The organism is Paenibacillus sp. 1SOY10 (assembly GCF_056836745.1).
Map to the genome: position 1 here is coordinate 178,985 of NZ_JBXENK010000007.1, position 14,296 is coordinate 193,280.

Genomic DNA, 14,296 nt, shown 5'->3' on the forward strand with positions numbered 1-14,296 from the left:
GGTATTCTCACTGTCTAACTTGAGGAGGTAATACCACTATGGCACAAAGATTATTGAATTTTTATCACGATTCATTTGTAGTTGGGAGTAACTATTTAGTACCGGCTTGTCCTCATAAAATTCAATTGGCAGCGCGACGTAGCTAGAACTGAAATAATCGTTACCGTTCCAGCGGTCGCCGAAATAAATGTATTCCTGCTCGGCCCTTTTTAAAACAAATGCAGGTTGAGTACGGTATGTCGTTTCATCTCCAAAGTCCCTCAGCATTCCCCAAGGACCTTCCATAGAGTTTGCCATCGCGTATTTCCCCTGATTCGGGTCCCATCCCGTACAAAAGGATGACAGTATATAATATTTTTCATTCCGTTTAAACACAGCGGGGGCCTCACGATACTCCCCTTGCCATAATTGGTGAACAAGACACTCCACATTTAAGTAATCCTCTGTCAGTCGATACATATGCAGATCGGCATTGTCCCTGGCGGCAGAAATGAAATAAGCCTTTCCATCATCATCTTGAAAAAGGGTACAATCGCGTGACATATGACCAAATGGATTAAAGCTGCCGTGATAGACAAAACCGCTATCCGGAGCATCTGATGTGGCGATCGCACATGCCGCAGCATTGTAATTCTTTCCGTTTTCAAAATGAGCCCACAAAACAAATTTGCCTGTTGCCATATTATATAAGACTTTAGGTCGCTCCAAATTCACCTTGCTGCCATCGCTGTTTTTTAATTGCAAGTTTGTTCTAACCCGAATTTCCGAACTCGGCGTAGAAGTTGTCAAAATAGGGCCACGAAATTCCCAGTTGAACAAATCCTCTGACCGGTAACAGCTTACATAATATTCATCCCGCCTATCTTCTCCATACCAATAATAAAAACCATTAAAAAATTGAATATGACCTCCGTGTGCGTGGATAGGTTGGCCGCTGATGTCTTTCCAGATAAGACCGTTTGTAAGAGAAGAATTCATCTTCGGAGACACTCCTTTCATTAAAAATGATATTGCTTCCTGACCATAGGTGAATTAAAGCAGTTTTCTGGACAAATTCCTGATTGAAATCTTCTATAAGGAAAGCTTAAAACTTACTGAAATGCCGCACGAATCCGCTTATATTCCTCCTCAGTAATGGCAAGGACTGTTCCATGTTTAAATCCATATGGAAAGCTAAAGCTTTCATCTGAGCGGACAAATTTCCCGCTTTTCAGCGATTCGGCGATAAAAGGAATGTATCCTTGTCCTTCACCTTCAACGCCGTAGAAGTCCAGCATCAGGCACCATTTTCCGTTATGGAGCTTAAACGCAGTAGGGGCTTCATATACGCCCTGCTGCAGTTTCGCCATTTCTTCACTGAACGTCTCCACCCGGACATAATCATTGCCAGTAATCGTGCTGCCTTGTTCAAGAATAATTGCTGCCGGATTAATTTCGCTTTTTAAAAATCTATAATAATCTCCGTTCTCCTCATAAATAGCGGAATCAATAATTCCGCTATCGCTTTTTCGACATAGCAGCTCCGGCTTAGTGAATGTTAGAAAGTCCCGTGTCCGAGAATAAAAAATCGCCATAAAGCCAGCATCTTTCTCGTGATTTATAGAGGACCAGTGCACCACATAATCATCTTGCGCCGCATCATAGATGATATCGGGAGCCCAAAGGCAACCTAAACGCTCGTCCCCCAACGAAATCAGCCGTTGATTCGACCAATGCACGAGATCGTCAGACGTCCAGCAGGCCAGGCTCTTGCTGCCACCTGCTACGATGTTCTTCCAATCGCCTTTGTATTTAGTATGGAGACAGTTCGCTAGACTAAGATCCGTAGCCAGAATGACGAATTTGCCGTCGTTGGTTCTAATGATTGTATGGTCCCGTACCCCTTGCTCTCCGAGATGGCTCTCCAAAATGGGTTGCCCCCCGTTTGCCGCCTGCCAATGAAACCCGTCTTTGCTAAGGGCAAAATAGACTTGCTCGCCGTCCGGCGTCTTTTTCTCCTTGAAATGAACAAATAGATAAGCCTCCAAACTTGACGCCTCCTCTTTTCGTTTCATATAGTCAACCTCTATAATTCATTCTCTTCTATAACGACAAATCCCCAGCCGTCCAGTTCAATTTCTTCACCGGAAGCAATCGATCGATCACCCACCAATTCGATACTATCGCCATAAGGATATACGAAGGAGCACTTGTTCTCCGAATAGTTGAAATAATATCGGATAGTCCGGCCTAATGAATTGACGCCAGTTTTGATGCTCAGTGGAAACTCCAAATCCTGATCGGGTCCCCATAATTGAGCCGACTTACACGCCCGCTCGATCACTTTTCCCATCACCTTTGGATGGATCAGACATCCGATATAGATTGCTGTGCCTTTTCCGTAATCATTTTCGGTGATGGCTGCAAAAGTTCCCCAATGCGGATGATCGTACCAAGCCAGTACCTCGGCAGTAGTCGGAGTGATTAGCTCCATCCAAGTACTCACAATATTATTCTCTTCCCCCACAGCAAAAGGATCGCCTTTGAGCAAGACTGAATTTGGAGTAACGAATTGGCTGTAATTGATGCCGCATGCTGTCCCAATAATTCCAGGTTGCATCGTGTTACGGACCTGAACATGTTCATTGGCAAAGCCGCTTTTGAAGGTATAAACAACATGTCCCCCATTTTCAACATATTGGTTTAACGCTTCGAGCAGCTCATCCGAGGCGGCATACAGCGCTGGTACTAGAATAAGCTTGTACTTTGCAAAATCACCTATCGAACCGGGATGCAACAGATCGCAGCCGATATTCATCTCGTACAACCGGTCATACATTAAGCGAACCATGTCATTGTAGTCCACCTTGCCGCCCGGCAGTTTAAACCATTCCATAGCGGTCAGCGCTTCGTTGCTTACAAGGATTGCAGCTTCATTGTTTTTTTGTAAGTGGATTAATTTGGGTGCCAGTCGCGCAAAATCTTTACCAATCGTCATGGCTTCTTCATAGGTTGGATTAGTGCCCATATCATGACTGAGCAAGCCCTTCCAGTAGGTTTCAGCAGAATTGTGAATGGAGTGCCAATGCCAGTATTCAACCATATCTGCACCGGAAGCCAAGTGGCTGAAGGCCTGCAAGCGAAGTTGACCCGGATAGGGAGTCCATTCTGGAAAAGCTTGGGCTTGAGTCTCGAGTACAAAATAATTTTTCCCTTTCAGCGAACGTGTAGAGTCGCCTCCAAACGAAATTTCCTTTCCTGTCAACTCATCACGAGAAGGATGATAAATATCAACACCGGCAATATCCAACGCTTTGGCCGCCTCGAAATGATTCACATCGGACTGCACGCCGAAGGAATGGCCTTTCCAGGCAAAATCGAAATTATGCGTAACAAACTGGTCGGTACCTTTGTAGTCATTAACGATAGATGATTGCCAGGCAAGGAAGTCAGTGACCAGTTTGCGCTGAAATCGGGCGAATTCCGCCCCCAGGCTGCCGTTAATCGTGCCTACAACCGAAGGAAAGTCCTCCCAGCTGTTAATTCGGTTGCTCCAATAGCTGAGACCAAATTCATCGTTTACATTTTCGACGGTACCAAATTTCTCTTTCATATATTTTACAAACCTGAGTTGAACATTGCTTCCGCAGGTTCCATAATGCTTCGTTTCATTATCCACTTGATAGCCGATTACAGCAGGATGCTTACAGACATGCGCAATCAACCGGCGGATGATTCGCTCTGCATAGAAAAGATAAGTAGGATTGGTAATATCCATAATCTGCCGTGCACCATAACGCCCAGGGCCGCGGGGCGTCTCCGCCAGCACATCTGGGTGCTCTTTGACCATCCAAGTGGGAACAGCATAGGTCGGTGTTCCAACAATGACTTGGATATCGGCTTTGTGCATGGCATCTAGCACGCGGTCCACACTGGTAAAATCAAAAATACCATTCTGGGGCTCATGTGTGCTCCAGGTCGATTCCGCAATTCGGACCAAATTAATGCCAGCCGCCTTCATCATCCGAATATCTTCTTCCAGCCGCTCATAAAGCATATATTCATCGTAATAAGCCACACCATAAAGCAATTTCTTCATGTTTCCTCTCCCCTTTGCCTTAACAAAATAATTGATCAAATGCATTTTATTTTAAAATCCCCGTCTCGACTTAATTCCCCAATTCAATCCATATATCATACAAAATCTTTATTTTTAATAGCATCTTCATCCTTTATTTGAAACGTTAACTTTTAACCGAATTACATTCCACGACGCTTTAGCCAGTTTCAGTTCCAGCTTGCCGCTACCTGCTTCCACACCTCTTACCGCTTGAAGATGTGGTTGAACCTTACACGGATTTTCCTTAGTATTGCAGGCTTTAACATCATCATGCGTCATAACGATATGTTCCAATACTTGAATATTGCCAAAGCTGCGCAAATCAGCGTTCAGTTCAAGGCTTTCTTCCAGATGACGATTGACAGCAAATACCGTGATCTCTTCAGCTTCTTCATTGTATACCGCGACCGCTTCGAGATAAGGAATATCCGTGAAATCCTTGGAATCATATTTCGGTGATTTTAACATCGGGTGCAACACGGTTCCCCGGCCGTGAAGCGAAGCATGAAGATAAGGATAATAAGTCGTCTGCAGCCACATGGCACCACCATTATCGGTAGCAATTGGCGCGATAGCATTTACAAGCTGAGCCAGACAAGCAACTTTCACCCGATCGGCATGTTTGAGCAGTGTTATTAAACAGCACCCCACAACTAATGCATCCTCCAGGTTATATACTTCTTCAAATTCGGGTAACCCTACCTGCCAACGTTCTTTCGACCGACCGGTGTTCTGGGTTTTCCATACATTCCATTCATCTAGGGAGAGGTACAGCCGTTTCCGGCTTTTCTTTTTCGCCTGAACATAATCGCAGATTGAGGCGACGCTGTCGATAAAATGATCTAAATCCATTGAACGGGCCAGATAGTTAGGCGTATTCTCATCGTGATTGTTATAATAGGTATGCAGAGACAGCAAATCGACATTCTCGTAACACAGATCCAGTACGGTCGCTTCCCATTCGGCAAAGGTATCCATTCCACTCCATGAGCTGCCACAAGCTGTCAGTTCCAGGTTAGGATCGATACAGCGCATTACTTTTGCTGTTTCATTGGCAAGTCGACCATACTCGACAGCGGTTTTGCTTCCGATTTGCCATGGTCCGTCCATTTCATTGCCCAGACACCAGGTTTTGAAAGCATGCGGATCTTTGTAGCCGTGGGCAATTCGCAAGTCGCTCCAGTAGGAGCCGCCCGGATGATTGCAATACTCGACCAGATTGCGCGCCGCATCAATTCCACGAGTCCCAAGATTTACAGCCATCATAACTTCGGCCCCCGCCAGTTTGGACCATTCGGCAAACTCATTGGTGCCAAACTCATTGGTTTCCGTCGTCTGCCAGGCCAAGTCTAACGTGCGTTTTCGTTCGCTTTTCGGACCTACACCATCCTCCCAATTATACCCAGAGACGAAATTTCCGCCTGGGTAACGAATTATCGGTACATTCAGTTTGCGTACTGCTTCGAGAACATCGCCACGGAACCCGTTTGCGTCCGCAGTAGCATGGCCCGGATCATAAAGTCCACCGTATACCGCCCGGCCCAGATGTTCAATGAACGAACCGTAAATTCGCTTATCGACCTCAGCCAGTACAAAATCCTTGTCCACAATCATCGATGCTTTAATAGACATGTTATTTCCTCCTTGAATTAGTTTTTTCATTAATCCATATACCCTTTGTCTGCAACTAAATCTTATATATAAGACTTATATTTGACAACTTCAATTTTTAGAATTAATATAATTATTAATTCTAAATACTGAAAACGAGGCGAATGTACAGATGCACTTAACAACGAATAAAGAGTCCCTTCCTGTATACGAGGCGTTGGCCAGCAAAGTCCGACTACAGATTATTGAGTTGCTTGATGGAAGGGAAATGCATATTAAAGAACTGGCCACGGAGTTGGAGCTCAGCAGCGCAATTGTCAGCTCTCATGTCAGTAAATTGCAAAAAGCAGGACTGGTTAGTTCGCGAATGCGCAGAATTGATGGGGCAACATTCAAGTATTGTTCGCTGTCTGTGCATTTCCTGCAGATTAAACTCTCCGGCACTCAGGATATCGCCCGCAAAGTGGTAGAGATGTCCATTCCAATCGGTCATTACACCGATTTTTCAGTTTCATCTACCTGTGGCATCGCCACGATCGAGCATTTGATTGGCTTCTACGACGATCCTCGTTTTTTTGCTGACCCAGAGCATGTACATGCCGGCATTTTCTGGTTTGGCAAAGGGTATGTGGAATACACTTTGCCGAATTATCTCTACGGCGATCAGGTGATGAAAGAAATTGAAATTTCGCTGGAGCTTGGTTCGGAAGCTCCCTACTTCAATGAGAAATGGCCATCTGATTTGTCTTTTGCGCTGAATGGCAAAGCTGTCGGTATCTGGACCAGTCCAGGCGATTTCGGCAAAACACGGGGTCGACTGACACCTACCTGGTGGTGCTCTGATGTGAATCAGTACGGCATGCTCAAGGTTTTGCGGATTAACTCTCTTGGAACGTTTATGGATGGGCAGCAAATTTCGACTGTCACACTCCAAAATATCGACTGGCAGAGCAGCCAGTGGCGCCTACGGATCACGGCGGAACCCGCCGGACGCAGACGGGGCGGATTAACAGTATTCGGTCGGGGCTTTGGCAACTATGATCAAGATATTTTTATACGAGTATATTATGAATGAAGTCATCTGACAGAGAGCATTGCTCATCATGATCGGGACTCTACAAGCCCCATATCAAAAGGTGGAACTATCTATTTAGACAGTCCCACCTTAGTTTGACTCTCATACAAAAGCAGCTGCCTAACATTCTCCAACGTTTACTTGAGTCCCATAGAACTCATAACATCCACTTGGCTGGCTGACGTATACCATTCATTCACTTCTTTAGTAATTTCAGCTCCGCCTTTTTCGTTCCATTGTTTTACAAAATCATCAAATGCATCCGGTGATTCTTTACCATAAATAATCTTGGTATATGTCTCTCTCTCCATTGTGGACAATTGCTCCCACCGGGTCTGCATCGTTTTTGTTGGCGGTCCATTGAAGGCATTTGGCAGCAGAGAATCCCGATTCTCATAGGAGATGACGAAACCGTCTTTCATGGTTTGATCGGCACCGTTCGAACGAACTAATACCCCATTGTCAGGCTTTGCACCATTAGCCAAATCATAATAAGATTTCCCTGCCGGATCCACAACAGGCATATTTTTTGTAAATGACATTTTCCCCACTCCTTGAACCAACTTCAACGGCTTATTGAACTCTGTAGGCTCATAAGTGACTTTCCCGTCAACAATGTCATAGTCATAGCCTTGGAAATAACCATATTGAAAATCCCCAGTACCGTACGCAACGTCGTAAAGCTTATCATAGTACAGAAAAAACGCTTCCATATTGTCGAAATCTTTATCAAACATGAACACACCATCGTAGAGCTGTGCCATTTGGTAAGTCGGTCCACCATCTATGGCATTGATCGTTGGATATGTGGCAACCTTGGCTCCTTGTATATTCTTTTCAACATCCTTGATTGAACCGTAGAGCCACGGCCGTCCAACAATAATACCGGCTTTGCCTTCCGTAAAGTCGGCAATGGCATCCCACGCCGCTTTCGTGGCCAATTCCTTGTTCAAGTAGCCTTTCGTGTACCAGTCGTGAAGCTTGGCAAGCGCCTCTTTGTTGCCAGGTGCGATGGAACCGTAAGACAAATTGCCGTTGTCGTTGTACCATTGGCCAGGAAGGTTTTTACCTGTAAAAGCACTGAAGATCATCACCGGATCGCTAACCCAGCCTGTATTGTAGGTGTCTTTACCGGAGAAGGTAAATCCGTACGTATCCTTCTTGTTATTGCCATCCGGGTCATCATTCGTAAAGGCAGCAATGACCGTTTCAAATTCTTCGATAGTTGTAGGCGCTTTCAGATTTAGTCTATCAAGCCAATCTTGACGGATGAGCATAACCTGGCCTTCGACCAGATTTGGCGAAATTGCCATGCCATAAACCTTTCCATCCTTCACAACCGGATTGAATGTCATTGGATATTGCTTATAATTCTCTTTAAGGCGTTCAGGCATATAATTTTTTATATCTGCTGTTACATCACGGACCCTTCCAGATTCAATCAACTCTCTTGCGATCGTCGAATCGTACACCGGAAATACGTCCGGTAATGGATCAGCGGTTGTAAGCGCAAGGCGCAGCTTAGTGTTATAACCGTTGCCATCCCCTCCTAGCAGGCTTGTCTCAATCTTAATCCCAAGATTCTCCTCCCCCCAACGGGTCAGAACGTTGTCGTTCAAGCTTTCCCCAGGCATATAATTACCAGCATTTTCATCTGCTTGTTTGCCGATGGTAATCGTGATGGGCGGATCATATTTTCCATCTTTCAGTTCGGCAGCGCCCGTTGCACCCGGAACCGGTGATGGCTCCGCATTTTTTTCTTTGTTCCCCCAACCGCAGCCTGATAGAACCCCGGCAACCAAAACAGCAACGCTTAGAATAGCTCCTACTTTTCTCATTTGATCTTCCCCTTTTTATAAAATTTAATTATGCAACTTTATGCTAATAGGCCAATGCCCGGAAGCATCAGAAAGCAGAATATAATTGAGCGTTACTCCTTGACAGCACCAAGAACAATCCCTTTGACAAAAAAACGTTGCAAGAAAGGATAGACCAAGATTATCGGTAAAATACTAATAAAAATTTGCGCTGCCTTGATACTTTGCTGTGCTAATCTATCAGCTTCAGCTTTGCTGAGCGCTACATTCTGATCTGCATTCTGTACCACAACAGTTTGAATAAAGGAAGCTAATGGGTATCTACTGGTGTCAGACATATAAAGCAGACCGTCAAACCAAGAATTCCAGTGCCCTACCATAATAAATAGACCAACAGTAGCTAATCCCGGAAGTGACAACGGCAAGTAAATCTTGAAAAAGGTTTCGAAAAAAGAGGCGCCATCAATATTGGCAGCTTCTTCAAGGCTTTTCGGGATGGTTTTAAAGAAGTTCATAATCAATATCAAGTTGAATGCCCCGAACGCTCCAGGTAGCACCAGTACCCATAATGTATCTCTCAACCCCAAACTAGAAATAAGGATATACGACGGGATCAAACCACCCGAGAACAACATGGTAAAAACAAAGTACCACATTAAAGGCGTTCGTCCTCGAAAATCCTTCGACATGGCAAACCCCGATAAGGTGATAACAGTCATGCTAATCAGGGTGCCTACAACTGTTCTTGTAATAGAAATAATCATGGAGCCTACATAATTGGAATTGCGTAATGTGCTAGTATAGGCATCTAAATTAAATTCTACAGGCCAGAATGCAACGAGATTCCCATTGACCGCAGCCTTGCTGCTGAATGACTGCGCTAGCAAGTGCAATAATGGTAAGAAGCAAGACAGCGCAACGGCAATCAAGAATAAATGGTTAATGACAGAGAAGACTTTGTATCCTTTAGTCTTGTAGTACAATGCAATTCCTCCTAGAAGATTTTGTAATTAGCCAGTTTATATGCAATCCGGTATGAAATGACGATTAGAATCAAGCTGATCACCGATTTGAACAATCCAACCGCTGTTCCGAATCCATATTGGCCGTTTAGCAGAGAGGAACGGTACACATAGGTATCAATAATATCACCCGTACTATAGACAAGCGGATTATATAAGTTAAAGATCTGATCAAAACCAGCGTCAAGAATGCCGCCCAAAGCAAGCGTAGCAACAACTATAATGATGGGCATCATGCTTGGCAGTGTGACATGAAGAGTCTGTTTAAAACGAGTAGCTCCGTCAATCTCCGCAGCTTCATAATAGGAAGGATCAATCCCCACGATGGTCGCTAGATAGACGATCATACTAAACCCAAAGTTCTTCCAAAGGTCACTAATCACGACTGTGTATCTGAAGTAAGTTGGATCGCCCAAAAAGTAAATGGGCTCTACTCCGAATGCACGGTTCAGTAACGTGTTTATGCCTCCATCCAAACCAAGGATATCAATCATCATTCCCGCAACCGTAACCCATGATAGAAAATGGGGCAGATAAACCAAAGTCTGGATCCCTCTCTTGAGGCCTGTATTCCGAACCTCACTTAAAAGGATCGCCATGAAGATAGGAACGACGATACCCACAACTATCTTAAGAACAGCAATAATAAGTGTATTGATGATTGCTTGTTTGGATTCTTGGTACTGAAATATCTGCACAAAATTATCAAATCCAATCCAAGGGGATTTGCTCATACCGAGCCAAGGCTTATAATCTTGAAAAGCAATTACTACCCCGGCCATCGGGGAATAGGAAAATATAGTTACAAAAACAAAAGCTGGAAGACAAAATAAATACAGGGGTAACTTATTTTTAGCTTTCCTCTTCCATCCGTTTTTCTCCACTTTCTCGTTGTCTAAGTTTAAAGTAGCGATGTTGATCCCTCCACTTCCCGGTTGCAAGCACAAATATTGTATGATGTGAGTACAACTCCTTGTATGGTGTAATCGTATCAAAAGCGCTTTCATTTTAAAATGCCGCTAAATTAAGATCATAACCCCTCCATTAGCCACTTTTGTAGCGCTTTCATTTTTTGAAAGGTGCCGCCTTCAATTTTAAAGAATTATGATTTATGATGTACTAAGTTATAAACCCTAACTTTACTGACAGGAGCAGAGTAAACCCATGGCCAAATGGATGACAATGAAGCGATTTATATATTCCTTTATTTTCTTCTTGTCACTTACACTCAGTCTGTTCTATTTGCTTAACACAATAAGCTCCCGCACACTGGAAAAAAATCTGATCCACTCTTCCATGAATCAGTTGGAATACGCCAACAGTATTTTGGATAACATTATTTCCGAAACCAGCCAATCGGGTATACAATATACAGTCGATAGCCGCGTCCGTTTGTATTATTACAATAAAAGCTTATTGGATAATTACGACCTCCAGATGATAAAAAATGATATTCATGATCGTATGATGGAGACGCTGCTATTCAGCCAATACATCGACTCACTTAGTGTCTATTGGAAGACCGACGGCGATTTTATTTCCACTAGGCAAGATGACGCAACAGAAGAACTACTTAGAGAGGCAACCACACAAGGGTGGAAAAATACCGAAGAAGGGCTTTACTATCAATCGGTTTCATCCATTTTGAAGCCGTCTTCCAAAGCATCCGATATTCAATATGTGGTTGGAGTTAAGCTCAAGACCCAAGGGCTGGCTGAATTATTAAATAAGGCAGTCAACAGCGATAGTTCCAACGCTTTTTTTCTGATTGGTGACACCTTATTGACCAGTGATAAACCGGTTGAAGACTCTATTGTAGAGGAAGTGAAACAAACCGTCGCTCCAAATAATCAAGCGATCATGAAATTTGAATATCATAGTCATAACGGCGACTTTTATATCTTGTCCAAATACTCTCCAAAAATAGATACCTATTTAGTGACTTATACACGGGTCAGTGACTTTCTCGCTCCACTTAATCGAACGCGGCATGTATTCTTCATCGGAATTGGCGTCATATTACTAATAGGCGTAATCGTTATCTTCATGTTTTATCGTAATTTTTATCGTAGCGTTAATTTACTGGCGAGAAAATTTTCTCAAGTTGAAGAAGGAAATTATTTCATTCGAATCAAGGAAGACGTCAATATTGAATTCAATCGCCTGTTCCGCAATTTCAATTACATGGTTACACAAATTCAGAGTTTATTCGCATCACTCAAGCTTGAGACCGAGCTTCGAAAAACTGCAGAGTTTAAGCATCTCCAGGCTCAGATCAATCCTCATTTTTTATATAACAGCTTGTTTTTCATCGTGTCGATGGCCCGTACTTCCCCAGATTCCGTCGAACAGATGAGCAAGCACTTGGCAGAATATTATCGTTATAATACCAGGCTGGACTCACGGGAAGTCACTTTTAGGTCTGAGCTTAAGCTTGCAGAGCATTATTTGACCATCATGTCATTGTGCAAAAAACTTATTTTTGATATTCGCTGTCCTAAACAAATTGAAACGTTGCCCATCATACCACTCATTATTCAACCAATAGTTGAAAACGCAATTCAGCATGGAATTGAGGGCAAGCAAGGAGCTCATCGAGTAAATATTGAAGTACATCAACATCCCAAGGAATTACAGATTTTGATCAGCGATGACGGGGAAGGAATGCATCCCAAAGAAATGCAGGACCTTTTGAATAAAATCACATCTGAACAGGCTTATACAGAAACAAAAACAAGTGGAATCGGGCTATGGAATGTGAATCAGAGGCTCAAGAATGAGTACGGAAAAGCAAGTGGATTAAGCTTTTCTCAAAACGAATGGGGAGGAATGACCGTAGCCGCTCACATATCCCTTTTAGAAAGCGAGGATGATATTTTTGCAACTGCTAATCGTGGATGATGGACAGTACATTGTAGAGTATATCAAACATCTTTTGGATTGGAGAAAATTAGGGATTAATAAAGTGCAGAACACTACAAATCCAATAGAAGCCAAGACCATTCTCGAAGGCGGGACTATTGATATTCTTTTAACTGATATTCGTATGCCCGAAATTTCAGGAGTTGACCTCCTGAAATGGATTCACGAGCAGCAATTAAACTGCAAGGTCATTTTTTTGACCGGCTATTCCGACTTTGAATATACTCAAAATGCCATCCGTTATGGAGCGACAGATTATCTGTTAAAGCCAGTTGATAAAGACGAACTCGAAAAAACTATTCTTCGGTCCGTGCATGACATTAAGAAGAACCGAACAGTGACTGATACGCCATTGCAAGAATTAGAAGGAATTGGTTTACTGCTTGCGGTTCTTACAAATGATACGCAGCTCAATAAACAGCTTTCCTTTGTTTCATCTGCAATGTTCTCTGATTCATTTATTTTTATAAAATCCGTCAACCCATCCGAACAAACAATAATTTGGTTTCGGGATGTTTTCAAGGAAAAGCCAAACGGGTTAGTGAGAATTTCTAATCGTTCCCCTGCACAAATAACAGCCATGCTCCCAGCATCATATCAATCAGAGCTAATCAGACAAACTGGTGAAATTCTATATTCCAACAGGTTCTGGCTCGATGAAAAAAATAAGACCAGTTGCGAATTCATGAAGTTTTATTATGGAGAGAACGTGAGATTGGCCGACTCCGTCTTCTTACTTAATCTATTAAAGGATTGGACATTTCAATTGAGCCAGTGGCATGAGCAAAAGAGTAATATAAAAAAATTTTTTTTCGCCTGTCAGTCAAAATGTCGGCAAATCCTCTTTCTAATTGAATTTATAAGTCGGCTTTATACGCTGATTCCAGCTCCCAAACATCATCAGTTATCAGACTGGCTGTTCTCATTGGAAGAGCCTGAATCGCTCTTTACAGAAATAATAGACTACATCTCCCTACTAGAAAATATGGATCAACCGCCGGTGCGCGGCATAGTATCTGTAGTCCAAGCCCATATCCTTGACCATTTAGATAAACCACTTAACTTGGATGAAATAGGAAACCTTGTGCACTTGCATCCAGTATATTTGTCCAAATACTACAAACAAGAAACAGGTGAGAAATTATCCAGTTTTCTGTTGACCCAACGGATGAAGAAAGCGGCGCAATTGTTGGAAGAGTCATCTCTTAACATTATGGATATTTCTAAGATGGTCGGTTATAAAAAGGCACAACACTTTATTAAGCTTTTCAAAGAGCATCATGGAGTTACTCCTTATCAGTTTCGTAGAATAAACATTAAAGAAAAATTATAGTTATAATGCCTGCCCTTATCTCAAACCTCCGTGCTGGATGATCAATGTCTCGCTTCGGCCAGCCTCAAGTCGAAACTGTAAATCCATAACTGAAATACTCTGCCCTTTCTTTTCCTTTTGGGAAACGGAAAGGGCAGCTCATACCGGAGAAAACTCCAAATCTCCATTCCGGTTAATTTTAATATGATATCGCCGGTTAAGGAGATATCTCCTCGAATGTAGCATCTGCGTTAATGATTAGCATAATGGTTGTAGATCATTTTCCACACTGGGCGCGTCTCATTACGGTTGCCATCCGAGATAACGGCTTGTGACCGCACCGCTCCATCGTACCTCTACCCCATTCATAAGTAGAAAATGGTACATCGTTATTCCCGTTATTGTATTTAGCCACGTTTTCCGCCGCGCGTAAGAAAC

Annotated in this window: 10 protein-coding genes; 3 read left to right on the top strand and 7 right to left on the bottom strand. The window is 43.1% G+C overall.

The genetic code is table 11. The annotated features are described in order from the left end of the window. Window positions 1-36: 36 nt before the first annotated feature. From AC1VOR_RS16890 to arfA, 4 genes are all read right to left on the bottom strand, one after another. A complete protein-coding gene (locus tag AC1VOR_RS16890) occupies window positions 37-978 on the bottom strand; it encodes a family 43 glycosylhydrolase (protein ID WP_482619456.1) in 942 nt (313 codons plus the stop codon). A gap of 113 nt (window positions 979-1,091) precedes the next feature. Beyond that, window positions 1,092-2,054 (bottom strand): glycoside hydrolase family 43 protein, encoded by a 963-nt coding sequence (locus AC1VOR_RS16895; protein ID WP_482619458.1) that lies wholly within the window; start codon window positions 2,052-2,054, stop codon window positions 1,092-1,094. Window positions 2,055-2,065: 11 nt separating this feature from the next. Next, window positions 2,066-4,078 carry a beta-galactosidase gene (locus AC1VOR_RS16900; RefSeq protein WP_482619459.1) on the bottom strand — a complete coding sequence of 671 codons (2,013 nt, stop codon included), beginning with the start codon at window positions 4,076-4,078 and terminating at the stop codon, window positions 2,066-2,068. A 126-nt stretch (window positions 4,079-4,204) separates the two neighbouring features. After that, entirely contained in the window at window positions 4,205-5,731 is a 1,527-nt protein-coding gene (gene arfA / locus AC1VOR_RS16905) for an arabinosylfuranosidase ArfA (protein ID WP_482619461.1), read from the bottom strand. Window positions 5,732-5,882: 151 nt separating this feature from the next. Between arfA and AC1VOR_RS16910 the strand changes: the two genes are divergently transcribed. Continuing rightward, on the top strand, window positions 5,883-6,785 hold the full coding sequence (locus AC1VOR_RS16910; RefSeq protein WP_482619463.1) for an ArsR/SmtB family transcription factor: 903 nt from the start codon (window positions 5,883-5,885) through the stop codon (window positions 6,783-6,785). A 137-nt stretch (window positions 6,786-6,922) separates the two neighbouring features. Here AC1VOR_RS16910 and AC1VOR_RS16915 read toward each other — a convergent pair whose 3' ends face one another. The 3 genes from AC1VOR_RS16915 to AC1VOR_RS16925 all read right to left on the bottom strand — a co-directional run bounded on the left by AC1VOR_RS16915 (window position 6,923) and on the right by AC1VOR_RS16925 (window position 10,631). Then, window positions 6,923-8,623, bottom strand: coding sequence for a type 2 periplasmic-binding domain-containing protein (locus AC1VOR_RS16915; RefSeq protein ID WP_482619465.1), 1,701 nt, complete (start codon window positions 8,621-8,623; stop codon window positions 6,923-6,925). 92 nt (window positions 8,624-8,715) lie between these two features. Further along, window positions 8,716-9,585, bottom strand: coding sequence for a carbohydrate ABC transporter permease (locus AC1VOR_RS16920; RefSeq protein WP_482619466.1), 870 nt, complete (start codon window positions 9,583-9,585; stop codon window positions 8,716-8,718). Between the two features lie 11 nt (window positions 9,586-9,596). Next, window positions 9,597-10,631 (bottom strand): ABC transporter permease, encoded by a 1,035-nt coding sequence (locus AC1VOR_RS16925; RefSeq protein ID WP_482619468.1) that lies wholly within the window; start codon window positions 10,629-10,631, stop codon window positions 9,597-9,599. 157 nt (window positions 10,632-10,788) lie between these two features. Here AC1VOR_RS16925 and AC1VOR_RS16930 point away from each other — a divergent pair, with 157 nt between their 5' ends. Together AC1VOR_RS16930 and AC1VOR_RS16935 are read left to right on the top strand one after the other, a co-directional pair. Then, window positions 10,789-12,525 (top strand): histidine kinase, encoded by a 1,737-nt coding sequence (locus tag AC1VOR_RS16930; RefSeq protein ID WP_482619470.1) that lies wholly within the window; start codon window positions 10,789-10,791, stop codon window positions 12,523-12,525. After that, window positions 12,503-13,879, top strand: a complete 1,377-nt coding sequence (locus AC1VOR_RS16935; protein WP_482619472.1) for a response regulator transcription factor — start codon at window positions 12,503-12,505, stop codon at window positions 13,877-13,879. The genes AC1VOR_RS16930 and AC1VOR_RS16935 overlap by 23 nt, the downstream gene beginning before the upstream one ends. Window positions 13,880-14,296 lie beyond the last annotated feature (417 nt).

Coding starts and splice junctions, on each gene's coding strand:
- AC1VOR_RS16910 (WP_482619463.1), top strand. CDS start 5,883: ATGCACTTAACAACGAATAAAGAGTCCCTTCCTGTATACGAGGCGTTG.
- AC1VOR_RS16895 (WP_482619458.1), bottom strand. CDS start 2,054: ATGAAACGAAAAGAGGAGGCGTCAAGTTTGGAGGCTTATCTATTTGTT.
- AC1VOR_RS16890 (WP_482619456.1), bottom strand. CDS start 978: ATGAATTCTTCTCTTACAAACGGTCTTATCTGGAAAGACATCAGCGGC.
- AC1VOR_RS16900 (WP_482619459.1), bottom strand. CDS start 4,078: ATGAAGAAATTGCTTTATGGTGTGGCTTATTACGATGAATATATGCTT.
- AC1VOR_RS16925 (WP_482619468.1), bottom strand. CDS start 10,631: ATGAAAGCGCTTTTGATACGATTACACCATACAAGGAGTTGTACTCAC.
- AC1VOR_RS16915 (WP_482619465.1), bottom strand. CDS start 8,623: ATGAGAAAAGTAGGAGCTATTCTAAGCGTTGCTGTTTTGGTTGCCGGG.
- arfA (WP_482619461.1), bottom strand. CDS start 5,731: ATGTCTATTAAAGCATCGATGATTGTGGACAAGGATTTTGTACTGGCT.
- AC1VOR_RS16930 (WP_482619470.1), top strand. CDS start 10,789: ATGGCCAAATGGATGACAATGAAGCGATTTATATATTCCTTTATTTTC.